The sequence below is a fragment of the Paenibacillus violae genome, assembly GCF_032461945.1.
Lineage (GTDB): Bacteria > Bacillota > Bacilli > Paenibacillales > NBRC-103111 > Paenibacillus_E > Paenibacillus_E violae.
The window spans coordinates 17,105-41,491 of record NZ_JAWCUD010000011.1 but is presented as its reverse complement, the minus strand read 5'-3'; the positions used below and the strand labels follow the sequence as shown (position 1 = coordinate 41,491).

At 44.7% G+C, this 24,387-nt stretch carries 23 protein-coding genes and 3 pseudogenes; 24 read left to right on the top strand and 2 right to left on the bottom strand.

Features of this window, described 5'->3' with window-relative positions:
* Positions 1–11 precede the first annotated feature (11 nt).
* The 21 genes and pseudogenes from RQP52_RS26475 to RQP52_RS26375 form a co-directional block, all read left to right on the top strand.
* A pseudogene (locus tag RQP52_RS26475) lies at positions 12–578 on the top strand (ABC transporter permease); the annotation flags it as partial.
* Complete coding sequence (locus tag RQP52_RS26470; protein WP_315954623.1) at positions 560–1,171, top strand: methionine ABC transporter permease; 612 nt, start codon at positions 560–562, stop codon at positions 1,169–1,171. The pseudogene RQP52_RS26475 and the gene RQP52_RS26470, both read left to right, overlap by 19 nt.
* A gap of 77 nt (positions 1,172–1,248) precedes the next feature.
* Entirely contained in the window at positions 1,249–2,112 is an 864-nt protein-coding gene (locus RQP52_RS26465) for a transporter substrate-binding domain-containing protein (protein ID WP_315954622.1), read from the top strand.
* A 26-nt stretch (positions 2,113–2,138) separates the two neighbouring features.
* Positions 2,139–2,783 carry an amino acid ABC transporter permease gene (locus tag RQP52_RS26460; RefSeq protein WP_315954621.1) on the top strand — a complete coding sequence of 215 codons (645 nt, stop codon included), beginning with the start codon at positions 2,139–2,141 and terminating at the stop codon, positions 2,781–2,783.
* Between the two features lie 13 nt (positions 2,784–2,796).
* Positions 2,797–3,543 (top strand): amino acid ABC transporter ATP-binding protein, encoded by a 747-nt coding sequence (locus tag RQP52_RS26455; RefSeq protein ID WP_315954620.1) that lies wholly within the window; start codon positions 2,797–2,799, stop codon positions 3,541–3,543.
* Positions 3,544–3,573: 30 nt separating this feature from the next.
* Entirely contained in the window at positions 3,574–4,788 is a 1,215-nt protein-coding gene (locus RQP52_RS26450) for a M24 family metallopeptidase (RefSeq protein ID WP_315954619.1), read from the top strand.
* 111 nt (positions 4,789–4,899) lie between these two features.
* A complete protein-coding gene (locus RQP52_RS26445; RefSeq protein ID WP_315954618.1) occupies positions 4,900–5,595 on the top strand; it encodes a thioredoxin family protein in 696 nt (231 codons plus the stop codon).
* 72 nt (positions 5,596–5,667) lie between these two features.
* Positions 5,668–7,173, top strand: coding sequence for an argininosuccinate lyase (gene argH, locus RQP52_RS26440; protein ID WP_379173963.1), 1,506 nt, complete (start codon positions 5,668–5,670; stop codon positions 7,171–7,173).
* Between the two features lie 114 nt (positions 7,174–7,287).
* Positions 7,288–8,229, top strand: coding sequence for an amidohydrolase family protein (locus tag RQP52_RS26435; protein WP_315954616.1), 942 nt, complete (start codon positions 7,288–7,290; stop codon positions 8,227–8,229).
* Positions 8,226–9,590 (top strand): extracellular solute-binding protein, encoded by a 1,365-nt coding sequence (locus RQP52_RS26430; protein ID WP_315954615.1) that lies wholly within the window; start codon positions 8,226–8,228, stop codon positions 9,588–9,590. The genes RQP52_RS26435 and RQP52_RS26430 overlap by 4 nt, the downstream gene beginning before the upstream one ends.
* Positions 9,587–10,456, top strand: coding sequence for a carbohydrate ABC transporter permease (locus tag RQP52_RS26425; protein WP_315954614.1), 870 nt, complete (start codon positions 9,587–9,589; stop codon positions 10,454–10,456). The genes RQP52_RS26430 and RQP52_RS26425 overlap by 4 nt, the downstream gene beginning before the upstream one ends.
* Before the next feature lie 30 nt (positions 10,457–10,486).
* Positions 10,487–11,293, top strand: coding sequence for a carbohydrate ABC transporter permease (locus tag RQP52_RS26420; protein WP_315954613.1), 807 nt, complete (start codon positions 10,487–10,489; stop codon positions 11,291–11,293).
* Positions 11,294–11,341: 48 nt separating this feature from the next.
* Positions 11,342–12,538, top strand: coding sequence for an MFS transporter (locus RQP52_RS26415; protein WP_315954612.1), 1,197 nt, complete (start codon positions 11,342–11,344; stop codon positions 12,536–12,538).
* 231 nt (positions 12,539–12,769) lie between these two features.
* Entirely contained in the window at positions 12,770–13,447 is a 678-nt protein-coding gene (locus tag RQP52_RS26410) for a response regulator transcription factor (protein WP_315954611.1), read from the top strand.
* Positions 13,444–14,820, top strand: a complete 1,377-nt coding sequence (locus tag RQP52_RS26405) for a sensor histidine kinase (RefSeq protein ID WP_315954610.1) — start codon at positions 13,444–13,446, stop codon at positions 14,818–14,820. Before RQP52_RS26410 ends, RQP52_RS26405 begins: the two co-directional genes overlap by 4 nt.
* Before the next feature lie 110 nt (positions 14,821–14,930).
* Positions 14,931–16,151, top strand: coding sequence for an MFS transporter (locus tag RQP52_RS26400; RefSeq protein WP_315954609.1), 1,221 nt, complete (start codon positions 14,931–14,933; stop codon positions 16,149–16,151).
* 103 nt (positions 16,152–16,254) lie between these two features.
* A pseudogene (locus tag RQP52_RS26395) lies at positions 16,255–16,377 on the top strand (LysE family translocator); the annotation flags it as partial.
* A 1-nt stretch (position 16,378) separates the two neighbouring features.
* A pseudogene (locus tag RQP52_RS26390) lies at positions 16,379–16,570 on the top strand (helix-turn-helix domain-containing protein); the annotation flags it as partial.
* A gap of 199 nt (positions 16,571–16,769) precedes the next feature.
* Positions 16,770–18,119 (top strand): ABC transporter substrate-binding protein, encoded by a 1,350-nt coding sequence (locus tag RQP52_RS26385; protein ID WP_315954608.1) that lies wholly within the window; start codon positions 16,770–16,772, stop codon positions 18,117–18,119.
* Positions 18,120–18,221: 102 nt separating this feature from the next.
* Entirely contained in the window at positions 18,222–19,103 is an 882-nt protein-coding gene (locus tag RQP52_RS26380) for a carbohydrate ABC transporter permease (RefSeq protein WP_315954607.1), read from the top strand.
* Between the two features lie 14 nt (positions 19,104–19,117).
* A complete protein-coding gene (locus RQP52_RS26375) occupies positions 19,118–19,945 on the top strand; it encodes a carbohydrate ABC transporter permease (protein WP_315954606.1) in 828 nt (275 codons plus the stop codon).
* 50 nt (positions 19,946–19,995) lie between these two features.
* On the opposite strand, the gene RQP52_RS26370 is transcribed toward RQP52_RS26375, so the two are convergent.
* Positions 19,996–20,835: a helix-turn-helix transcriptional regulator gene (locus RQP52_RS26370; RefSeq protein ID WP_315954605.1), complete on the bottom strand. Its 840-nt coding sequence runs from the start codon at positions 20,833–20,835 to the stop codon at positions 19,996–19,998.
* A 36-nt stretch (positions 20,836–20,871) separates the two neighbouring features.
* Positions 20,872–21,630, bottom strand: a complete 759-nt coding sequence (locus tag RQP52_RS26365) for a phytanoyl-CoA dioxygenase family protein (RefSeq protein ID WP_315954604.1) — start codon at positions 21,628–21,630, stop codon at positions 20,872–20,874.
* A 290-nt stretch (positions 21,631–21,920) separates the two neighbouring features.
* On the opposite strand from RQP52_RS26365, the gene RQP52_RS26360 reads away from it, so the two are divergent.
* The 3 genes from RQP52_RS26360 (at position 21,921) to RQP52_RS26350 (ending at position 24,281) form a co-directional block, all read left to right on the top strand.
* Positions 21,921–23,084 (top strand): DUF4317 domain-containing protein, encoded by a 1,164-nt coding sequence (locus RQP52_RS26360; RefSeq protein WP_315954603.1) that lies wholly within the window; start codon positions 21,921–21,923, stop codon positions 23,082–23,084.
* A 133-nt stretch (positions 23,085–23,217) separates the two neighbouring features.
* Positions 23,218–23,730 carry a GNAT family N-acetyltransferase gene (locus tag RQP52_RS26355; RefSeq protein ID WP_315954602.1) on the top strand — a complete coding sequence of 171 codons (513 nt, stop codon included), beginning with the start codon at positions 23,218–23,220 and terminating at the stop codon, positions 23,728–23,730.
* Positions 23,731–23,792: 62 nt separating this feature from the next.
* Positions 23,793–24,281, top strand: coding sequence for a CotH kinase family protein (locus tag RQP52_RS26350; protein ID WP_315954601.1), 489 nt, complete (start codon positions 23,793–23,795; stop codon positions 24,279–24,281).
* The last annotated feature ends 106 nt before the right edge of the window (positions 24,282–24,387 follow it).

Genomic DNA, 24,387 nt, shown 5'->3' with positions numbered 1-24,387 from the left:
GAGGTGGGGGAATGCAAGTTGAGACCTGGAGCTCGGTGCAGACCGGAAATAAGACCGCCGCAGATCACGAATCCCGCAAAGGGGCCGCGTCACTTTGGGGAACTGCCCGAAAAAGGTTAGGCAGAAAAAAATTGGCTATGGCGGGACTGTCCTTTTTGCTCTTTATGACGCTATTGTGCGTGATTGGCCCTTTGTTCTCGGATTATAAGGAAGGTAAGGTGATTGTATCGCTGATTAACAAGCCGCCTAATGTCGAGCACTGGCTTGGAACGGACCAGCTCGGCCGGGATGTGCTGACGAGGCTGATGCAAGCTGGGCGCATATCGCTGCTTGTTGGCGTCGTATCGATGGTACTCTCCGTCGTATTGGGGTCGCTGCTCGGGGCTCTCGCAGGCTACTATCGCGGAGCGGTCGATAACATCATTATGCGTGCGGCAGATATTTTGCTGGCAGTCCCGGAAATTCCGATTCTTATCATCATCGGTGCCATTCTGTCTGATCTCAAGGTGCCTTCCGAATATCGGATATATCTGGTCATGGTCATGATTAGCTTCATGGCTTGGCCGTCGCTCGCCAGGTCGGATATTCAATCGTTTATTCAAGCGTGATTGGACTCTTGTTAGGGGTGCTTTTAGTGGTGCTTAGACCAGGTCATCTTTATGCAAATCCAGTTGTCTATCATATCTTGAATACGATTATTAATATTATTCGCTCTATACCCTTTATCATTATTATGGTCGCTATTATTCCCTTAACGAAATGGCTCGTTGGTACGACTATTGGTGTAAAAGGGGCTATTGTGCCTCTTGTTTTTTACACTGCACCTTATATCTCTCGTTTAATGGAAACGGCGCTGTTGGAGGTAGACCTCGGTGTCATTGAGGCTTATCAGGCTATGGGCGCTTCCAAACGGCAAATTATTATTCGAGTCATATTGAGAGAGGCACGGCCAGCTGTGATTCTCGGACTTGCCATTGCTACCATTGGATTGGTTGGGGCATCGGCAATGGCTGGCGTTATGGGAGCCGGTGGATTAGGGGATGTAGCGATAAGGTTCGGATATCAGCGTTGGGAACCTGATGTGATGTATACCTCCGTGCTTTTGCTTGTTCTGATTGTTCAGATCGTGCAATCCCTAGGAAATTGGATATCGAAGAGTTTGAGGAAGTAAACTTGCGTATTATTTGGGCAAATTGGGAAACCTTAGGTGTAACAAATTCGTGTTTACTTTCTCAAGGAGGACAAGACATGTCAGTCACAGTCAAGAATTTATTAAGAGGAATCTCAATCATAAGTGTGATAACTGCTGCGGTTGTTGGTTGCTCGAGCAAATCAGGGGATAACACGCAAGGAACAGCTTCAGCAACACCAAAGAGCACCAATGCTGCCTCAGAGGATTTGTTGGCATCAATTAAGAAGTCAGGCAAAATCAGAATTGGCTTGATGGGGACGTACGCACCCTACAATTTTCTCAATGAGAAACATGAAGTGGACGGATTCGATGCCGATGTCGCCAAGGAAGTTGCCAAGCGGATCGGTGTACAAGCGGATTTCATTACGGGAGAATTCTCTGGATTAATCGAAGGTCTGCAGACAAATAAGTATGACGCGCTTGTCAGCCAAGTTACCATAACGGACGACCGCAAGAAAACGATGGATTTCTCTACGCCTTACATAAAAAACAGCGTCAGTGTCATCGTTAAAAACGATAATACCTCTGTGAAGGGGATTGAAGATTTTAAAGGGAAGAAAATTGGAGTTGGTCTAGGAACAAATGATGAGACTTATTTACGCAACGAAGTGCTGCCGAAGGTTGGTACCTTTGATATCGTGACCTATAACGATGTGATTACGTCGCTTACGGATTTGAATGCGGGGCGAATCGATGCCACAATCAACAATGTTTTTGCCATTCAACCATTGGTTGAAAAGAATCATTTTCAGATTAAAACCGTAGGTGCTTCAGTAAAAGATGACTTTGCCGGTATCGCGATTCGTAAAAATAACTCTGAACTCTTAAGTGCATTGAATAATGCATTGGCTGAGATGAAATCAGACGGGGCGTTTAAACAAATCTTCCAAAAATGGTTCAAAGTCGATCCTAACATCTGAGCATCAGTGCGTAGGAGGATGCAGGCATGGAGCTTGTTTGGCAAAATCTCGACTTTCTATTAAAGGGTGCGTATTATACGCTGTTGATCACCATGGTGTCGATGTTTTTCGGCTTCATTCTTGCGCTGATCGTGGCGTTTGCTCGTCTAAAAGGAAACATCGTTGTGAGAAATATCGCAATGTTTTATGTTTCTGTTTTTCGGGGAACGCCAATTCTCGTCCAAATTTTCATCATCTACTACGGCTTACCGGATTACGGCATTCGTTTGGGTCCCCTTACAGCCGCTATTCTTTCACTCAGTCTTAATATTGGCGCTTATTTATCTGAGACCTTCCGCGGTGCCATACTATCTGTCAGCAAGGGGCAGACGGAAGCTGCGATGTCACTAGGTCTTACTCCTTGGCAAACGACTTATAAGGTTGTACTGCCACAGGCCGCGAGAGTAGCGATACCTCCAATGGGCAACACCTTTATCGGGATGCTCAAGGAAACATCGCTTGTTTCCATTGTTACCGTGACAGAGCTGCTCCGAACGGCTCAGCTTTTGATTGCACAGTATTATATCGCCATGCCATTTTACATCGCTATTGCCGTTATGTACTGGGTTATGAGCTTGGTATTTTCCCATCTGCTGGCGAGGATTGAAAAGAATTTATCTAAGGCTTATTGAAGGTGTGAACCGTATGATTGAAGTGAATCAGCTTTCGAAGAGTTTTAATGACTTGCAAGTGCTGCAACAGATTGAGTTTAAAATGAAGGCCAAAGAAATCGTCGTGCTGCTTGGACCGAGTGGTTCGGGGAAAAGCACGCTGCTCCGTTGTCTCAATGGGTTGGAAGAGCCGGATTCCGGGACAATTCGCATGGATGATGTCACATGGGACGCTAACATGGCCAAATCCGCGAAACGGGAAGCCATTAGACGAATTCGGCTAATGAGCGGAATGGTCTTTCAATCTTTTCATTTATTTTCCCATATGACGGTGCTTCAAAATATTACGATGGCCCCTATGCTAGTTAAAAATTTGAGCGCTGCACAAGCGGCGGAACTGGCAGAAAGATTACTCGTTAAAGTCGGTCTTGTGGAGAAAAAGCACGAATATCCTTCTCGCCTTTCCGGCGGTCAGCAGCAACGAGTAGCGATTGCACGTTCGCTAGCGATGCAGCCGAAAGTGATGCTCTTCGATGAGCCAACTTCGGCGCTGGACCCTGAACTGACCAGTGAAGTGCTTCAGGTTATGAAGGAGCTTGCTTTGGAAGGAATGACGATGATCGTTGTCACTCACGAAATGAAGTTTGCGAGCGAAGTTGCAAATCGAATCATTTTTATGAGCGATGGTGCGATTCAAGAGGAGGGAACTCCGAGTCAATTCTTCCTGCAGCCGCAGACAGAGCGTGCTCGTAGATTTCTAAGACAGTTAGGGGATTTGTAGGCATAGACGAAGGAGAGGAGAAAAATAGCAGTGTCCCATCCCGATGAACGTCATTTAAACACAATTGCGGCAAGAGCGCGAGTACTGATGGACGAATTAAACTTGGATGCGCTCGTGGCATCGTCTTATGAAAATTTCTATTATCTTTGCGGGCATGAAAGCACATTTATGTATACATTGCGGATGAACGAAGTCGCTTTAGCTGTCCTATTCCGTGATCCCAGTACCAAGACGATCATTATTATGAATGATTTTGAAGCGGCTGGCGTATCCAGTGATTTACCGAATTGTGAGCTGCGAACGTATCCGACTTGGGTAGATGTCGATGATCCGCTTGGTTTGAGAGGTGGCAAGTATGAAGGGAAACGACCAACAGGTCATCAGGCACAGGAAATGTTCGGTCTTCTCCAGAGGACGCTAGCGGAATATGGCTGCCAGGCGGGCAGAATTGCTGTCGAACTGAACAATATGCGGCATTCATCGGTGGAAACGCTGCAGCAGGCGGCACCAGAAGCGGAACTAGTGGAGGCACAAGGTCTGTTCACTGCGTTGCGCATGATCAAAACAACGTGGGAGATCGAGCAGCTTCGTGCCGCGTGCGCCTATGCGGAAGCCGGCATAACGGATGCGGTTCAAAGCATTCGGCAAGGCAGCACAGCGGAGGACATCGTGCATGAGTTTCGACGGTCTTTGATGAAAGACGTGAAAGGCTTATCTGCACGTTTTCATATGATTTCTGTGGGTGCATCATTTGCACCTGCTCATCGCTTTGATACTTACCCCGCGAGAACAGGGGATGTCATCAAATTTGATGTTGGCGTAGATGTGAACGGCTACGGGTCCGACATTGCGCGGACCTTCGTTCTCGGCAATCCCTCGGAAACAATAACTCGGATCTACGGAGCATTGAAAGCTGGTCACGACCGCCTTTTGGAAATCATAGCACCGGGCATTTCGATGCAGGCAGCTTTCGAGGATGCAATGGCAGTGATCCGGCGCTCGGGGCTTCCGAATTACAATCGTGGGCACCTTGGGCATAGCGCAGGTTTAAGCCTCGCAGCCGAGGAGCCGCCTTTCCTAGGTCCGTCAGAAACGACATTGTTCCAGCCTGGAATGGTCATTTGCCTCGAAACGCCTTATTACGGTTATGGCATTGGTGCGATGATGATCGAGGATATGGTGTTGGTCACGACGAATGGTTGTGAACGCATGAATCGGCTTTCCCGAGAGCTCGTTTTTCTGTAAGAAGGGAGCTGATCTTTTCATTGACAAATTTTGGTCGATGGTGCTATTGTGTAAATACCGAGTAAACTTATAGGAATAAACAAATCTAACACTGACCGGAAAACCGGAAGCATGGATGCTAAATCCATGCTTTTTTTCATCTACCAATATTGTGGAATGAAAAACTTTTATGGAGGAATGACGGGTATGAGCACTCAAAATGCAGATAGAATTTCACAGGACAGAAGAGAGCGAGCTTTTCACGAAGCATTAACTTACCAGCAATTTATTGACAGCGCCAAGGTAAATGTTGAAAGGTTTCAAGTGAATTTCGAGCAGTATACATTGAGCAAACAGGAATTAACTTATTTCAAGAGTCTTCCAGATCAAATAAATGTCTTGGTGCTAGCCCACGATTGGTGCGGAGATGTTGTTGCGAATTTACCTTTATTTGCTAAGATTGAGCGCGAAACGGGTAAACTGAAACTGCATATTCTATTGCGAGATCCTGATAATCAAGATATTGCTGCCGCTTACCTGCACAAAGACGGGCGTAATCATATTCCAACTTATGTGTTTTTTAATGGAGCCGGAGAGGAGCTGGGCTTGTTCATAGAACGCCCCGATCAAATAACTGATCTAATCAGCACTTGGAAGGAGGAATTTTGGAATCTTCACCCAGAGTGGGAAGGGAGAGGTAAGGCACTTTCTGAATTGGATGAAAAGGTAAAAAGGTCGCTATTGGGTTATTTAAATGAGCAACGTCCAAAGGCTCGTGAACAAGAAAAGACGGCCATTATTGAAAGTATTCGTTCCATTCTCGGCTAAATGTAGATGCACCCGGAAATAAACAGACCGAGTTCAAACTATTCAATGCTTAATAGGAGGATGTCTCATCAAATGCCTATTCCAACATTAGATCAGGACCATAAGTTCCCTGGGAAAACATATGCGGAAGTTGTCTTGAGTCCAGCCTATGACCATGCCAATGAAGAATTGTTGAGTCCCATGATGGACATTAACAAAGCGCATTTAATCATGCTGTGGGAGCAATCTTTAATAAGTGATCATGATGCCCATTCGCTTGCAGTCTCTTTAAAGGATATGGATGTTGAGCGGCTGCGAGAAACTTCTTACACGGGAGAATTCGAGGATTTGTTTTTTGAAGTCGAGCACCAATTGCACATATTGGCTGGGGAAGCTGCAGGTAATTTGCATCTAGGGCGAAGCCGGAATGATATGGGAATAGCGATCTATAGAATTACGCTGCGGGAAAAACTTTTGGATACATTGTCATCCGCTCTGTTTCTGGAGGAGAGTTTGTTGCAGTTTGCACGTTCTCACGTCCATACAATAATGATTGGTTATACGCATACCCAGCAGGCCCAGCCTACGACGATAGGCCATTATATAGCAGCAGTTTCTGACTCGCTTGGCCGGGATATCCGCCGGCTTCAATCAGCCTACGCGAATTGCAACCGCAGTAGTATGGGAGCTGCTGCTCTAACAACTTCCGGATTCCCTGTGAACAGGGAGCGTATGGCTGAATTACTTGCATTTGATGATCTTATTGAGAATGCATATGATGCAGTTAGCGGAGCGGATTACGTCGGTGAAATCGCAACAAGTGTTCAACTTGCGGCAATAAACCTAGGCCGTTTTGTACAAGAACTGCTGCTTTGGAGCACACAAGAGTTTGCCGTTCTGAAGGTGGCGGATCCCTATGTTCAGATTAGCTCTATTATGCCGCAGAAACGGAATCCCGTATCTATTGAGCATATGCGCTCCCTATTGTCCAGTTGTGTTGGCCTTACACAGACCGTGTTGACGATGATTCATAATACCCCGTTTGGCGATATTGTTGATACCGAAGATGATATGCAGCCCTACGCGTGGAAAAGCCTTGCGATACTTGAATCCAATTATCGGTTGCTTGCTAATGTTATCGCAACACTTACGATTAATAACGAAGTGCTGGAGGTTAGAGCAGAGGAGAGCTTTTCGACGGTTACTGAGCTTGCGGATACATTGGTTCGTGAGGAGCAGCTTTCGTTTCGAACCGCACATTCCATTGTTAGCAGTGTCGTGCGAAAAGCGTTGGAGTTCGGAAATTCCAAACGTTACCTTTCTTTAGAACTGCTAAACGATGCCGCTTCTGAAATCATTGGACGTAAATTGGAAATAAGTGAAGAAAGGCTAAAACTTGCGTTGAATCCCAGGAATTTCATTCATGTCCGAAAGATTATCGGCGGACCGAATCCATCGGAGGTGGAGCGGGCACTGAATGGGCAAGATCAGCGAGTAGATGTTGAAAAAGAATGGCTCGCTAGTAAAAGAAGCGCGATACACGATGCTCATGTGAAAGTGGAACGCGTACTCGATAAACTGGCTAAACAAGATAAATAGATCCGTTCAGTTCAATTTACCGGTTAACCGGAGATGAGTTTTCTTCTGCCATGAGGAGATAACACATCTTTTTTTTATCATTCTTGGAGACATAACTTAAGGAGGAAGATGGCTATGTTTAAAAATGGTTTTCGTGTTTTTGATATTCATGCTCATTTACCTTATTCTTTGCCATTAGCTTCACGCCATGAGTTCATTAATCGTCATAAAGCGCTGCGATCCGAGCGTATGCGTTTGACTTGGGATTTTCCTTCCCAGTCTGACAATGAAGAGGAGTCCAAGCGTCCGCTCATAGATCGATGGATCGATGAATTAGATCGATATTCGATAGGCGGTATTAATTTCTTAACGGCTTGGAATAACGATGATCTGGCTGCGCAAATTCGTAAATATCCCGATCGTGTGACAGGATTTGCCCATCACAACATTGAAGAGCCGAATGCTGCGGAAGAACTCCAGAGAGCCGTTGATATCTTAGGTTTGAAAGGTTATAAAATATTTGGACCGCTGGTTGAGATTCCATTTCATGATCCTCGATTGACTCCGGTATGGCGGTTTCTGGCTGAGAGAAAGCTTCCGGTTTTGATCCATTTTGGCTTGTTAGGTCACACAGGAGGAATTGTGCAGCATTTGAACATTAACCCGCTGGCCATTTTTAACGTGGCAAGAGAATATCCCGACATCCCGTTTATCATCCCGCATTTTGGAGCCGGATATTTCCAAGAACTGCTGCATTTATGCTGGAGCTGCCCCAATGTCTATATCGACACTTCGGGATCCAATCAGTGGATTCGATGGAGTCCTTATGAGCTGACGCTGGAGACGTTATTTCGCAAAACCTATGAACTCATTGGGCCTGAACGCATCATATTCGGCACAGATTCGAGCGCGTTCCCTAGAGGTTTCGTATACCGATATTTGCAGGACCAGGTCCGGGTCTGTAGAGATCTTCGGTTCAGTGAAACGGATATTGAACTTATTTTCGGAAATAATGCAAGGAAGTTACTGCAAGTGGGTACATATTCACTGATAAGTGGAGGGGAAAAAAGATCATGACAACCACATACCGCATAGCCAAAGGAGCTTTTGTTTCATCTTTAGGATTTATTGTTCTACTAACCGGTTGTTCGGCAGGAGATAGTAAATCGGTATCGACTACAGCTCCGAATAGTCCGACCGCACCACAAGCAGCGGTTACGGCCAATGCAAGTAATGAAAAAGTGACCATTGAATACTGGCAGTATCAGTACCCAGCCAAGGTGGAGCTCATTACCAAATTAATTGACGATTTTCAAAAGAAATATCCGAACATAACGGTAAAGCAAACTACTTTCCCATATGATCAATACAATGAGAAAGTGGCGACGCTCGTACCTGCCGGCAAAGGACCGGATGTCATCAATCTGTATTATGGCTGGCTGCCCAAATATGTCTCATCGGGCTTTTTACAGCCTCTACCGGAAAGTGCATTTTCTGAAGAGAAAATTAAATCAGAGTTTTTCCCTTTTGTTGAGACAGCGAAGCTGAATGGAAAATATTTTGCCATACCGACGGCGGTGCGAACACTTGCGTTGTTCTACAATAAGGATCTATATGCGAAAGCAGGACTTAACCCGAGTAAACCGCCCGCTACTTGGGATGAGCTAGTCACATATGGGAAGAAGTTAACCGAAAAAGACAAGAATGGTCAATTTGTTGTTGAGGGCATTGCTTGGCAGCCGGGGGCGCAGCTGCACCACTGGTTCCGTGATGCATTGATTTATCAAGCGGGAGGTAAAGATATCAGCGATGACCGTCGGCATATTCTGTGGAACGAATCCCCAGCAGGTTTAGAGGCGTTCAAATATCTAATTGACTTGTCGCTTGTTCATCAATTGGGTACAAAAGATTTTTACAACGATGACATCACGGCGTTCAAAGGTGGCCATGCAGCGATGAACATTGACGGTTCCTTCCAGCTGGGGGGATTAGGTAAAGACGCGCCGAACCTTAATTATGCTGTTGCGCCACTGCCTTCCTATAAAGATAAAGCTACTCAGGTTTCCTTCTGGGCAAACGCGATTACTAAAAATGTGCAAGGAAAGAAGCTTGAGGCTGCTACGGCATTTTTGCAGTTTCTAACAAGTAAAGAAGTTCAGGAGCAGTGGGCGGAGAAGGTAGGAGAGCTGCCTGCCAAAAAAGAGGTCGCTCTCCAAGATAAATATACGAAGGATGAGAAACTGGGGCCGTTCATTAGTCAGCTCAGCTATGCTCATGCGCATTACTTCGTGGATGAGAAACTCGAGAGAGATTATTTCACGCAGGCTGTTGATGAAGTCGTGCTGAACAAAGTTCCGTATGAAAAAGCCTTTGATGACCTGGTGAAGAAAACTCAAAAGCTATTTGATGATTATTGGGCCAAGCAGGATAAAAAATGATGTTAAAGCAAAAATATTTGTTCATTTACAGCTGCTTACTAATTCCACTTCTCTTTTTCTTAAGCATTCGAATCGTACCGATCCTTTACTCGTTTAACATAAGTTTCAGAGAGTGGGATCTGCTTTCGGAAGAGAAGCCTTTTGTCGGCTTGCAAAATTTTGTTCATTTATTCCAGGATGAAGTTTTTCTTGCGTCGATTCGAAATACGCTCATTTATGTCATTGTTGGTGTGCCTGCACAGCTTCTGGTAGGACTTGTGATTGCACTCTTGCTGCAGCGGTTAAATCGGTTAAAGGGTTTCTTTCGTACCCTTTATTTTATCCCTTATGTGACAAGCGTTGTGGCCGTAAGTTGGGTGTTCCGTTGGACGTTGATGAAGAACGGTATTGTGAACGCGCTGCTGATTAAGCTTGGGTTCGAGCCGCAGCTATTTCTTGGATCTCCATCACAGGGAATCTACATCATTATTGCCGTTATGATTTGGCAAAATATCGGGTTTCAAATGCTCATTTTCCTGACGGGGTTGGAGACAGTACCGAAGTCCTATGAAGAAGCGGCTGCGATTGATGGCGCCAATTCATGGCAAAGATTGTGGTCTATCACACTGCCGCTGCTGAATCCCGTGATCATCTTTTCGATCGTGATTGCGACGATAAGCTTTCTGCAATCGTTCACGCAAGTGCTGAACATGACTAACGGCGGACCCCTGAACTCTACAGTTTCACTAGTCCTTTACATTTATAATTTAGCATTTAAGCATTTTAAAATGGGAGAAGCATCGGCGGCTACGATTATCTTATTTGCAATGATCCTGTCATTGTCACTTTTGCAGATGAAGATACTCAATAGAAAGATTGAATATTGACGGAACGGCCAAGATTACGGAGGTGTAACAATGAGCAGAACGTTCCGGTTGATTTTACTAGCTGTCGGAAGTTTGGGCATGATTTTTCCATTTGTGTGGATGATATCAACATCTCTGAAATCTCCGGTTGATGCTTTCACACTAAATCTATTACCGAAACAAGCAACATTGTCTAATTACGCGGAAGTATTCATTCGGACGCCATTCTCTCAATGGATTCTGAACAGCGTTATCATAGCTATTATAACAACGATAAGCGTCTGTTTCTTTGATACTGTGATCGGGTATGTCTTGGCAAAGTTCTCATTTAGAGGAAAGAAACTTATTTTTGCTGCCATTCTGAGCACATTAATGGTTCCTACCGAAATGCTCATCATTCCTTGGTATTTGCTCACCGTAAAGCTAGGTTGGGTAGACACGTATATAGGTATTATATTTCCTGGTCTTATCTCGGCATTTGGTATCTTCCTTATGAAACAATTCATGGAATCCTTGCCAGTGGACCTACTGGATGCTGCAAGAATTGATGGAATGAATGAGTGGAACATTCTATTCCGTATAGCCATTCCGCTTGTAAAGCCTGCACTTGCCACGCTATGCATATTATCTTTTCTTGGTAGTTGGAACGCGTTTATATGGCCGTTAATTGTTACGCAAACCCCGGAACGCCTGACGATTCCGGTAGGAATCTCTTTTTTCTCAAGTGAATTAAAAGACAGCGCAAGCTGGGTGTTAATCATGACGGGAGCCTCATTATCTGTCATTCCGCTTATTGTTATTTTTTTCATTTTTCAGAAACAAATTATTCGAGGGATAGCTCTTACAGGGTTTAAATAACGAGGTAGGAAAGAGAAGGCACGGTAATCAGAGAAAAGCGGTGGCAGCATGGAACGCTATTGGAAACGTAATCTTTATATGTTATGGTTTGGCCTATTTTTTAATCACATAGCCTATACCCTTTCAGTTCCGTTTTTTCCTATCTTTTTGCAAGAAGATTTAGGTATTCAGAGAGGTTTAGAAGTTTGGTCGGGCGTTTCCATTTCGATCAGCTTTCTGATTAGTGGTTTGTGTGCGCCATTTTGGGGAGGGCTCGCGGATACATATGGCAAGAAACCTATGCTTATTCGTTCTGGGATAGGCCTGGCTTTGGCACACTTCGCGAACTACTTCGTTCATGATCCTTATAGTTTCATGATAGTTAGGATCTTTCAAGGACTTATGGCGGGTTTTAGTCCTGCTTCAATTGCGTTGGTCGGCACGAATACACCAGAGAAACATGTCGGTTACGCACTAGGCGTCATATCGACGTCTACTGCTGCTGGAGGAATTTTGGGGCCGCTCGCGGGAGGTGCTCTTAGTCACTGGTTGGGATTGCGGGCGTGCTTCATCGTATCTGGTCTTATCACATTAGTTTCCGCTTTCATTGTTCTGATAGGTGTTAAAGAGGTTCATGAACGGCGTACGGGGAATCGTCCAAGCGTCATCGGCGATCTTAAACAAGCTGCTGGCAACACACGATTGATGCAGATATTTGGGCTAACCTTATTAGTCTCAACTTCCGTTATGATTCTGGAACCACTGTTAACGATCTATGTGGTTCAAATCGGCGGCAGTATAAACAATGCTACGCTCAGCTCGGGTGTTGTTTTTTCAGCAGTGGGCATTGCCATCGTCATCATGGGTCCCAGATGGGGTATAATCGGAGGACGTATCGGTTATGACAAAATCCTATTCATAGGGCTAATCGGCGGAGGTATTGGAAATTTACTCCAGCTAGGTGTTCATCATCTTGTTGGCTTTGGTATACTGCGTTTCAGTTATGGGCTGTTTTTTGCTGCCGTTTATCCCGCATTGAATTCACTTGTTGTCAAATATAGTGAAGCTGATTTTCGTGGAAGGGCTATCAGCCTAAACCAATCGTCGAATCAGTTCGGCATTGTCGCTGGTCCCTTGCTTGGCGGTGTTCTTGGAGGAATGATAGGGATCCATTTCGTTTTCCTCGTTACTGGTGTTGCCTTGATTGTAGCCGCCTTGACGATGAGAGTGCTTGAAGCTAAGCGTGTTAAACAGCTCCAATGCTAATAGCAATAAAGAGAAGTCTGCTTCGGTAATGGCTCTTTAATTTCCACCATATAAAAGAAGTCTGCTGGAGACAAATTCTTGAGAATATATTTCTTGAGATTTTTGTCTTTTTTTTGTTTTGGAAGTTTAGCCGGCTTGAGATTAAATGAAGTCGCCTCATCCGTGATACAATATGGAGTGGTTGGATTTTAATTAGTTGAGACTGAATTCAGGCTGTAGGAGGAAATAATCGTGAGGAACCTGCTCATTGCAGACGATGATGCGAATATTCGAGAACTGCTTCGATATGTGATGACGAAAGAAGGATTTGGGATTTACGAGGCTCAGGATGGCATGAAGGCTATCGAGCTGATGAAGCAAACACCTATTGATTTAGCGATTGTTGATGTCATGATGCCGAGAATGGATGGGTTCGAACTATGTGACTATATTCGACGAAATTACGATATCCCCATTATTATGCTTACTGCTCGGGATCAACTGCAAGACAAGGAAAAGGGGTATACCCAGGGGACAGACGATTATCTGACCAAACCATTCGAGCCGGAAGAGCTGGTATTCAGGGTTAAAGCCTTATTCCGACGATATCATCGAGCTTCAAGTGATATGATTCGTTTAAATCGAATTACGATAGATCGGAGAAATATTGAGGTTACGGACGGCCAGGCCGTATTTTTGCTGCCGATGAAGGAATTTGAATTGCTTTCTCAGCTTGCCGAGTATCCTGGCCGCTTATTCTCGCGCGATGAACTGATTCAACTTGTTTGGGGAATGGATTACGAAGGTGATGATCGAACGGTTGATGTGCATATTAAGCGGCTTCGTGAACGATTTGCAGAATACATGGATGATTTCTCTATTAAGACGGTTCGCGGGATCGGTTACAAAATAGAGGTGGGCAAGCCATGAAGTCGCTATACTCTCGGGTCTTCCTGATTACATTGATGGTAATAATTGTAAGTAGTGTCATTGGTTTTCTCGGATCCAATATGTACTATCATGTCAAACTTAAACCCTACAACGACGAGAAATTAATTGGCATTGCAGAGCAGATGAAGCAGTATGCGGAGAAACAACCTGATGACATGCCCTTATATCTGCAAAACGCCGCGGCACTTGGGTATCAAATTTATTTGACAGATGGCCAAGGGACCAATCGCTACTATGGACGTGATTTCCGAGAACATGATATGGATGATCAGACGAAAAAATCGGTCCTTAGCGGCAACTTGTATCACGGTGTCGCTGAGTTCCCGAACAAGCCTTTTATCTCTGGTTTTTTCGATAATCGATTGAGCAATACAGTAGGTGTCCCCGTTCATGGAAGGGACAGGACCTATGCCCTCTTCATACGCCCGGATGTGCTCCTGCAATTTGGTGAATTGCGCATATTCTTCGCACAAATCATTTTGTTCACCATTGCCATTAGCATCGTGCTTTTTTTAATCAGTACAACCTATTTAGTGAAACCGATCACACGCTTGTCCGATGCGACGAAACGAATTGCTCAGGGAAGCTATAAGATAAAACTCCCCATCCATCGCCGCGATGAAATCGGGCAATTGGCTGAGCATTTTATGACCATGAGCCATGAATTGGAAAGAGTCGATCAAGCACGGCAACAATTTGTCGCCAACGTCTCACATGAGATTCAATCACCGCTAACGTCCATTCAAGGGTTTGCCTCCGTACTCGCAGATCGTGAACTTCCTCAGGATGAAAGAAAGCATTATGCATCCATTATCGAGAAAGAGAGCCGCCACTTATCTTTGTTAAGCAAGCAACTTCTTTTGCTATCGTCACTTGAACAAGGACAAGAATCCGTAAACAAGACATCCTTTTCGCTGCGAGGGCAGATTCGCCAAGCTGTTCAAGTCCTGCAATGGCAGATTGAAGAGAAGGAGCTGCTGTTAAAGCTTTCTATACCTGAAACGATCAACCTTTATGGCGATGAAGTGCTGCTTATGCAAGTTTGGATGAATTTGATTGGCAATGCCGTCAACCACATCCCGAAGGGAAGAAGCATCGATATACGAGCCGAACGGACGAACTCTTTTTGCAAAATACATATTCAGGATACTGGTGATGGGATTGCGACGGAGCATCTGCCGTTTTTGTTCGACCGCTTCTATCGGGTAGATCGTGCACGTGAGCGTGCATCCGGTGGGACAGGTCTTGGACTTTCCATTGTAAAGAAAATCGTTCAAGTTCATGAAGGCAGCTTGGAAGTAGCTAGTTCGTCGGAAGGAACCACCTTTACGGTAACGCTGCCTCAGATGTAATCTACACGAAGAGTCATTACAACATTTTATCATCTTAAAAAAACCTTCTATTAAGAATCACTTCATTTTAATGGTAAGATAGAGGCAAATGAAGAAAAGGGAGTGCTTTTTTGGCTGATAATTCCTGGAAAAGAAATCTTTTCGTGCTGTGGGTAGGGACTTTCCTCGTCAGTATGGCCTATACGGTATCCATACCGTTTATGTCTATATTTCTGCAAGATGATCTCGGTGTACAAAACCATCTGGAACTATGGACGGGTGTCGTATTCGCCATTACATTTTTGGCTGCTGCATTAATCGCTCCATTCTGGGGCTCCATGGCCGATAAGTATGGCCGGAAGCCTATGATGCTTCGCGCCGGGATTTGTTTGTCCATCGCGTATTTTTTATACTTCATCGTTCAAAATCCTTACGAGCTTATCCTCGTAAGAATTATCGAAGGCTTGCTCGCGGGTTATATTCCCTCAGCCATAGCGCTCGTAGCAACGAATACGCCGGAGAAACATGTTGGTTATGCGCTTGGCATTATCTCTACCTCCGGAGCAGCCGCTTCCGTCATAGGACCGCTGGTGGGAGGGAGCGTAAGCTACTTGATCGGCACGCGTGAAACCTTTTTGCTGGCAGGTGTGATGGTGCTGATTGCCTTCGTGATTGCATGGGTTTGGGTGAAGGAGCCTTCTTTTGTTAAAACCGAGGCGAAGCGTTCCTCGGTGCTTAACGACCTGAAGGAAGCGCTTGCGAATCGGACGCTGGTATCCGCGCTGTTCATTGTCTTTATTACATCGACGTCAATTATGATTTTGGAACCGTTATTAACGATCTACGTGCTGAAGCTTGGCTCCAGTCAGTCCTCCGCATCGCTTCATGCGGGTATCATTTTCTCTGCGGTTGGAGTTGCCACATTGATTGCGGCGCCTCGCTGGGGCAAGCTCGGAAGCAAGCTGGGTTACGAGAAGGTATTGTTCATCGGGCTTATTGGCGGAGGCATCGGGAATTTTCTGCAAATCTTGTTCCACGATTTGATTGGATTCGGAACACTGCGGTTTGTGTACGGGCTCTTTTTTGCTGCCGTATTTCCAGCGCTTAATGCTTTTATCGCTACTCATACGGAACCGGGCTTCCGCAGCCGTGCGTTCAGCCTTAATCAATCGGCCAATCAAATGGGCCTGCTGCTGGGTCCGTTAATTGGGGGCTTTCTAGCAACCCAACTCTCGATTCCCGTCGTGTTCGCCATCAACGGCAGCTTGTTGTTGCTGGTTGCTGTTCTGCTGAAGCTGCCGAAGTTTTCTTTCCAACCTCGTGCATCCACAGCCAAGGAGATGTCGAAATAAGAGCATTACCACACAGTTCCATAGCGCATGACGCTCAATATCTGCAATAGTGACCATAAGCTAAGATGTAATATATGAGAAAAGCCGGAAAGCGGAGGTTCTCATGAATATTACATCTTTTGTTATTTACTGTATAATTGCTACGTTTACGCCTGGACCTACGAATATCGTTATTTTATCCACCGTACATCAACATGGGGCGAAGAAGGCGATGAATTATACGTATACATATGGGCATATCCCCCTACCAATACTTCTTAAACGCCAAAATCGAACGGGCGAAATGTATAATCGAGAAAAATAAAGATATTTATTCAGCCGTAGCTGCCTGCGGATTTGTTGATCTAACTCATTTAAACAAACATTTCAAAAGTGTCTACGGGACAACAGCTTTTGAATATATCTCGCATCTGCATTGAGAGAAACATCCAATGAGGATGTTTACATCAGCCGGAACGAACGCAAGTTATTGCGCCCGTTCCGGCTGGTGGCGTTTATATCAATCTCGGACACAATTTAATGGATGTTCGTGCATTTCCAACTGTAAACGCATACATTATGATTTGAATTATAGACAGTCCTACTAAATTTTCAAGAATTGGAAAGGGTGTGTAGATGATGAGAAAAAAGTGGTCATCGACTGCTGCAGCAATTTCGTTAACAATCGCGTTAACTGCATGTACACCTAATGTCGGAGAGTCTACATCTGGCGATAATAAAAATGCAGCGCAAACAAATGCAGATGGAAAAAAGCTAACATTATGGGTGTTTGCAGAGCCTCATAAACGGTTTTTTGAGGCTGTGAAGGAAGATTTTAAGAAAAAACAGCCGGATGTTACGGTTGAGATTAATTTAATGGAAGGCACAGCGCTTGTCGACAAATACTCCGTTATTTCCAAATCGGGAGGAGAGGGCGCACCTGATCTTATCGACATTGAACAAGGACAGTTTCCTAAATTTATTCGCGGTGATATCCCTTTCATGCCGTTGAATGACTATTTGAAAAAAGACAATCTAACCGAAGTGATGTCTAAAGGTCGGCAAGCGTTGTATACCATTAACGACAAGCAGTACGGGATCGAACATGCCGCAACGGCTTCTGCTCTTTATTATCGTAAAGATTTGTTTGATAAAGCAGGAATCAATGTAGCAGAGCTCAAAACGTGGGACCAATTTACGGAGCAAGCTAAAAAATTAGTCAGTGATAAACATTTTATTTTTCCCGGAAACTCCACTACAAAAACTGGAGGGGACCAAACCTATTTCGAATTATTTATTAAGCAAGAGGGCGGAGATATTGTAACGAAAGACGGCCAACCCGGATTTAATACCCCGGAAGGCCAAACAGCTTTGAAGCGGATGTACGCATGGAAAAAAGACGGTATCATGGATAAAAACTATTATGACGGCCCGGCATATTGGGATCAATTCAAGAAAGGGAATTACATAGCAGCTTTCGGTCCCGATTGGTGGGTTAATTTGCTTGCGGATAACGCACCGGAATTAGAGGGGAAATGGGCGGCTGTTCCCATGCCTTTAGGCGGCCCGAAATCAGTTCCGACTACCGTATGGGGCGGAACAGGCTTGATGATTTCAAAGTTTTCCAAGAATAAAGAATTAGCCTGGGAATTTATGAGGCTTGCGCAGTTAACACCGGAAAACTCCGTCAAACGTTTCCAAATTGTGAACCTGTTCCCTGCGCTTCTGACTTCCGTCAAGGAGAAGGGCTTGCATGAGCAAAGCAAATATACGAAGTATTTCGGCGGACAGGATCTGGGAGATCTGTACGGCAAGCTTGTAGCTGTAGCTCCAAACCAAAACCAGGCTTGGTGGCGGACCTTATTCACCGATGCTTGGGATAAGTATAGATTTGAATTGGAAGGTGGCAAATTGACTCCTGAGCAGTTTCTTCAAAAGGTTGATGATGAATTAAAGCAGTCGATTAAGAAAAATGAAGCTGCCAGTTAGATGGCGGGCAGTTTTAATGACAAGGGAGATGAGGGGCAACCTGCACCTCCTTTCTTCTTGTTACATAAGGTTTGGACATTGGGTTCATAGGAGGTTTGAACGTTGCCTATCAAACAGTCAAAGTGGTTTAAACTTGCACCATATTTGTTCATTAGTCCTTTTTTTATTCACTTTGCCGTGTTTAGCCTATATCCGACTCTGTACGGGTTCTGGCTCAGCTTATACCAAGGTGTCAGCAAATTGACCTTCGCAGGTTTCAAAAATTACTCGCTTGTTATGAATGACGATGTTTTTTGGAAATCGATGTGGAACGGGTTGAAAGCGACAGGGGGCAGTGTCTTTATCATCTTGCCCATTGCGCTCATGGTGGCTTTGCTAATTAACCAGCCTTTCATAGAAAAGAAGAAGGGGTGGTTTGCGACCTTCTTTTTTACACCTAATATTACATCGGCTGTTGCGGTAGCCATCATTTTCGGATTCATCTTTAACAGATCATTCGGTATTTTAAATACAGTGCTTGCTTTTGTCGGTATCGATCCGATCGGTTGGTTGGAGAATCCAAGGTGGACGCTTCCCTCATTAATCCTATTATTGACATGGAGATATTTAGGCATTAACATCCTTTATTTTCTGGCAGGACTTCAAAACATCCCTAAGGAGCTTACCGAAGCGGCCAAAATAGATGGGGCAAACGCGGTCCAAAGGTTGTGGTCTGTGACTTTACCGTTGCTGAGACCTATCATGACTTTTATCGTCTTTCAGGCAATTATCGGCTCATTTACCATGTTTGCCGAGCCGTTTGTGCTTGCCGGCCCCGGTCAGTCAGGACCTGAGCAATCACTGTTATTCCCGACGATGTACATCTACCAGCAAGCTTTCCGGTTACAAAACTTCGGGTATTCATCCGCTGTGGGTTATGTGTTTACTGTCATCCTACTGATCGTAGGTATTATTCAAATCCGGATGTTCCAGGAGAAGAAGTAAAGGGGGAATGCACAATGACAGCAAACCGAATTCATCAGATAGCTGTATATACCGCTTTAGTTTTGTTGAGCTTATTATTCAGTCTCCCTTTTCTTTATATGGTAGGAGTATCATTTAAAACTTACGATGACATCGTTGCATCTCCATTGAATCCGATTCCGCTGCATCCAACGCTGGACAACTTTATCTTGCTGTTCGAGAAGATACCGTTTTGGACACAATTTTTCAACGGAGTTTTTATTGCAGTAGCGGTATCTGTGCTCTCTATGATTGGTAATGCCTTGGTTGCTTATGGCTTCTCAAGGTATGATTTTAAAGGGAAAAATGTGCTATTTACTATTGTAATTGCAACCATTCTGATTCCATCGCAGATGACGCTCGTTCCGAGTTTCATTATGTTCAAACAGTGGGGATGGTTGGATACGTTCTTTCCCTTAATATTTCCGGGAGCCATATCGGCCATTAACATATTCCTGATACGCCAAATAATGACGGCCATACCCAAAGAACTTTATGAAAGTGCACGGGTGGATGGTTGTACGGAATGGCGGACATTTTTGAGCATCGCAGTTCCTTTGTCCATGAGCAGTATCGGAATTGTGGGCCTTCTCAACTTTATGAACTCGTGGAATGACTATTTAAGCCCGTTGATCTTTTTAACCTCGGAGCACAAAATGACGTTATCCGTAGGCATTTCGACGATGAATAATCCCTATAAAGAGGACTATGCTACGCCGATTACAGGCGCGTTTCTGATGGCGGTTCCGGTTTTAATTCTTCTAAGTATAGTGGGGAGGAAGTATTTTATCAGCGGAGTTGCGTCAGGAGCTGTAAAAGGATAATGAATAAAGCCCGGTACTACGCTTGAAAAGCGTGGCCGGGCTCCTCTCAATTACACGTTCGCTCCAGAGCGATAGGGCTTGTTGTAGTGTTCCTTACGAATTTCACTAGGTGTTAGACCAGTATGGCGTTTGATGGTGCGTGCAAAATGGTACGAGGTTTTAAAACCTGACTGTTCGGCAACTTCACCAATATTCAAGCCTGTACTGCGCAGCAATTCCAACCCCTTTTTTACCCGGTACTGCCATAAGTATTGTATCGGTGTAACCCCTTCATCACGCTGGAACAGCCGAATCATATGCTCGGGCGTTTTTCCGGTAATTTGCGATAAATCCTTAAGGTTGAGTTCTTCCCCAAATCTTTCGTGGATGGTTTCAACTGCAAGGACAACGGCGGGATGTTTCAGGTGATTCAGTCCCAAATGCAAATACTCCGTCGCATACAACCACAGAGCAGAACGGCCTAAGGCTTTTACCACTTCCTCCTCCGTAGAGCACCCATCGTTTTGCAAAGATATCAGCATATTCGTTAATTGATTCAGTCGCGCCGTCAGAGGGATGTAAAGCGGTAGCAACTCGAAATAAGCGGCAGCATCCGGCAAAAGCGGTTCGACAGCCACAGCAATCCAGCGGTGCCACGTGTCACGTTTCTCATTAAAATGAAACATCTCCTCATGCCCTGGTTTGAGCAGCGCAATGCTCTCAGGAGGGACAGAGAAGGGGACGCCGTCAATTTCTACGGTCATGGAGCCGCTATGAACCAGGACAAGCTGCAGGTCCATCTGCGTACGGGGACCGTATTTCCCACCGGGGCCATAAACCACGGTACCTGCGTAGGTATTCGTCACAACAAAAGAAGGTGGAATGACTTCCACCTTGGATGCTATTTCCATTCGATTATTCCATCCTTTCGGACAGCTTTTCTTTCATTATACAAGAGAGATTTTCTTTTTTAAATCTTCTCTCTCAATCGTTGAGTCATGGCGGATGTAGTGGCATACATAGGAGCGGCGCCAGCGGTTGGAACGGTTTCGAGTAGAAGAGTGTATAAGGTTGCTGTCAAAAATCAAGATATCCCCTTTATCCAAAATAACGGGAATCTCCTTGCTTAAATCGATGCCTTCCACCTCATGGGTCCAGGCTTCGTGTTCCTGTAAATTTTTCACATCGCCGTGAGGCAGAACTCCGAGTTTCTGAGAGCCGGGGATGACGTACAGGCAGCCGTTTTCTTCATTGGTATATTCCATGGCAACCCATGCGGCGGTCAACGTATTCGGATCATTCTTAATGTAGTAATAGTCTTGATGCGCAGCTTGCCCTGGAGAGCCGGGTTCTTTGTAAAAGTACATGCTTTGGACGCCAGTAGCTTCATCCCCCAGAACTTGGGCCAATGCGCCGCGTACAACCGGCAATTTCATCATCTGCAACGAAAAGCCATCATGCAGGTGAGGATTGAACAGCCGGAGGGAAAAGCGGTCCTTGTCATCCACGACGGCTCCGCCTTTTCTTGGTTTTGCCCATTCAGGCATAGATTCGGAAGAACGGATAGCATGAATATGCGAATTAAAAGCATCGATTAGATCGTCGCTGCAGCCATTTTTAATAATAATAAATCCGTCTTCATGATACTGCTTGATTTGTTCCGGTGTTAGTGGATTTACTCTCTCGGATTGAATTTGAATAGTCATAAAAAAGCCTCCTTTGTTTGTATAAGACTGATGTGCAATTCCTTTATATTTATAATAGTAGATGATTTAAAGGGGGAATAAAATGCACATGATTTAGATATTTTGTGTCTCTAATTGATATAGTCTCCAAAACCTTTTTGAGGTAAATTTTTAAAATGGTTGAGAAAATTATCATTATGAATTAACATACAGGAAGTGTTCATCTAAGTGATAGGGAAACACAAGTTCGCTTTATATGGAGCGGAGTTGTCTAGGGAAGTAATGGTGGAAGCGGAGTTGACTGACGGATCATGATGAAAAAAGAAATCGCGCATATTCGCAAGTTATTTAAATTGGATCACGAGATGCTAAATATTTACGACATTTTTAACGTGTATATTATGAAGGAAACCAACGAGATCTACCACTACGAGCGCCAGCCGTTCGCCTTATTGGACAGAGAGAAGCAGGAGCTCTATATGGCCAATTTCAAAAAACTGCTGACCGGCGAATTAGATCAGAAGATGTTCGAATTGAAATTTCAGGAAGAAGCGGAACAGCCTACAAAGGTGCTTCTTCATCAAGGTTTGGTGACCGGTGATCCGCAAGAATGGCAGGATCTAATGCTTTTGCTGGTGGATAAAATGTTGGTGGATACTGTATACGAACAGGATACGGTGATTACTTTTGTCCGCGGACAATATTCCCGTCCGACCAAGGCGAGGAACGATGAAGCCGAGCAGAGCGAAAAGGACGAAATGTTCGCGAATTTGTTCATTCTGTGCAGCATAAATTCCACGGAGCAGCAGCGGAAAACGCTCATGTTTGATTATGTCGAGAGGGAATTCAAGTATAATGTCTTCGTGGATCCGATTATTAAATTGAACACGCCGGAGCAAGGGTTTTTCTACCCTAGCGTGACGGACAACTATTCCGATGTAAATCGCATTCTGTATTGCTCGGGGAGAGCACATGAACCGAATGTACCCTTCATCGAGCAAGTCCTGAATGCCGAGAAGACCGTGACGGCGATGGAAGAGAGAGCTATTTTCGAAGATATCGTGAAGGAAGTGGCAGGCGAACAAATGGATGCCGCTACGATTGCCCAGGTGTACGAGGAAATTCATCGGGTCATCGAGTCCAACGAGGAAGAGGAGCCTCCGAAGCTGGATTATCAAGATGTGGAACGTATGCTGATGGTAAGCGGCGTGGAGGACGTGACGAAGGAAAAGGTGGAACGGGCGTTTCAAAATGTCGTTGACGACAAAAACTATGAAATTAAAGCAAGCAGCGTCCTTCCGAAGTTCACGTCGAAATCCATTAAGATTGATACAAAAGTAGCCACGATTTCGGTCAGTCCGCAAGATTTAAAGTATGTGAGACAGGTGAATTATCAAGGAAAACGATGTATCTTGATCGAAGTTGACGAAGACGTCATTATCGAAGGTTTCACGCTCAGTACGGAATCATTGTAAAATTGGAATAACAAAAGTGGGGCCACGCGAGTTTGCGGGCTCTTTTTTGTAGTGAACGGGCATTTTTTATTTTCAACATATGAATGTTATCATAGCAGTGTGAAATGCAGTCTATTTAAGGGAGAATCTGATAATGGAAGACAGCCAATTTGACCAAATCTACGCGATTATGAAAGCTTCATTTCCTATTATTGAACGCAGGACTTATGAAGGAGCCAAGGAACTGCTATCTGATCCTAATTATCGTCTTATTACTGAAGTCGAGGGCAACAAGATCGTTGCTTTTTTAGCCGTATGGGAATTTCCTATGTTTCGGTTTGTGGAGCACATTGCTGTTGATCCTGACGTACGGGGAAGCGGATTGGGCGGAAAATTAATGACGGCATATATGGGAGAATCGTCAAAGCCCATTTTATTGGAAGTGGAGCCCCCAACCACGGATATAGCGGAGCGGAGAGTAAACTTTTATACGCGGCTCGGTTTTCATCTTATTGATTTCGACTACATACAGCCACCTCTCCAGATTGGGCAGCCTGATTTACCGCTCAAGATGATGAGTTACCCTCATACGCTTACGGAAGCGGCGTTTTCTGATTGTAAAGATACCTTATATACAAAAGTGTATAAAGTTAATAAAACATATTGAACAAGCTTACGGACAGGTTCTCTCTCCATTTAAGTTTCACTGAAACAAGCCAGCTATGTGATATGGAGGAGCGTCCGATCCTTGGTAAGCTGCTCGAAGTACCTGAGTACAAGGAGAAGTATCATGCTTACTTGCAAGAAATCGTAGATGGTTACTTTGCTGACGGCAAATTTGAACAAACGGTTGCGAATTTTGATCAATTGATTTCAAGCCATGTGCAAAATGATCCAATTGCTTTCAACACCTTTGACGAGTACAAAGCTGCTGTTACTAAGTTAACGAAGCTGGGAACGCTTAGCACGGAAAGCATTCAAGGGCAGCTTTACGGAGAGATTCCTTCAACGACCGAGGGACAAAAAGCTGACGCCAGCGCACTGATCGATGCCTCTACGGTAGATCTGTCCAAGATGGGCAAAGGAGGTCCCAGCGTCAAAGACGGCTTCGGAGGAGGGCAAGTCCGATTTCCGAACGGGATGGATGGCGGTAACCAACCTGCGACAGAGAAAGGAAGTGAAACGGCCTTACAGGCAACTACGGCACCAGCTAACTAATGTGAGAAGTCCGTGAAAAAAAGTCCTCAAACCGCTCGTATTGAGCTGGTTTGGGGCTTTTTTTATTTTTTTAGAGAAAATTAATTGGCAATCTGAGATACTTTTT

Coding starts and splice junctions, on each gene's coding strand:
- RQP52_RS26465 (WP_315954622.1), top strand. CDS start 1,249: ATGTCAGTCACAGTCAAGAATTTATTAAGAGGAATCTCAATCATAAGT.
- RQP52_RS26460 (WP_315954621.1), top strand. CDS start 2,139: ATGGAGCTTGTTTGGCAAAATCTCGACTTTCTATTAAAGGGTGCGTAT.
- RQP52_RS26455 (WP_315954620.1), top strand. CDS start 2,797: ATGATTGAAGTGAATCAGCTTTCGAAGAGTTTTAATGACTTGCAAGTG.
- RQP52_RS26445 (WP_315954618.1), top strand. CDS start 4,900: ATGGATGCTAAATCCATGCTTTTTTTCATCTACCAATATTGTGGAATG.
- argH (WP_379173963.1), top strand. CDS start 5,668: ATGCCTATTCCAACATTAGATCAGGACCATAAGTTCCCTGGGAAAACA.
- RQP52_RS26435 (WP_315954616.1), top strand. CDS start 7,288: ATGTTTAAAAATGGTTTTCGTGTTTTTGATATTCATGCTCATTTACCT.
- RQP52_RS26430 (WP_315954615.1), top strand. CDS start 8,226: ATGACAACCACATACCGCATAGCCAAAGGAGCTTTTGTTTCATCTTTA.
- RQP52_RS26425 (WP_315954614.1), top strand. CDS start 9,587: ATGATGTTAAAGCAAAAATATTTGTTCATTTACAGCTGCTTACTAATT.
- RQP52_RS26420 (WP_315954613.1), top strand. CDS start 10,487: ATGAGCAGAACGTTCCGGTTGATTTTACTAGCTGTCGGAAGTTTGGGC.
- RQP52_RS26415 (WP_315954612.1), top strand. CDS start 11,342: ATGGAACGCTATTGGAAACGTAATCTTTATATGTTATGGTTTGGCCTA.
- RQP52_RS26405 (WP_315954610.1), top strand. CDS start 13,444: ATGAAGTCGCTATACTCTCGGGTCTTCCTGATTACATTGATGGTAATA.
- RQP52_RS26385 (WP_315954608.1), top strand. CDS start 16,770: ATGAGAAAAAAGTGGTCATCGACTGCTGCAGCAATTTCGTTAACAATC.
- RQP52_RS26375 (WP_315954606.1), top strand. CDS start 19,118: ATGACAGCAAACCGAATTCATCAGATAGCTGTATATACCGCTTTAGTT.
- RQP52_RS26370 (WP_315954605.1), bottom strand. CDS start 20,835: ATGGAAATAGCATCCAAGGTGGAAGTCATTCCACCTTCTTTTGTTGTG.
- RQP52_RS26365 (WP_315954604.1), bottom strand. CDS start 21,630: ATGACTATTCAAATTCAATCCGAGAGAGTAAATCCACTAACACCGGAA.
- RQP52_RS26360 (WP_315954603.1), top strand. CDS start 21,921: ATGATGAAAAAAGAAATCGCGCATATTCGCAAGTTATTTAAATTGGAT.
- RQP52_RS26355 (WP_315954602.1), top strand. CDS start 23,218: ATGGAAGACAGCCAATTTGACCAAATCTACGCGATTATGAAAGCTTCA.
- RQP52_RS26350 (WP_315954601.1), top strand. CDS start 23,793: ATGGAGGAGCGTCCGATCCTTGGTAAGCTGCTCGAAGTACCTGAGTAC.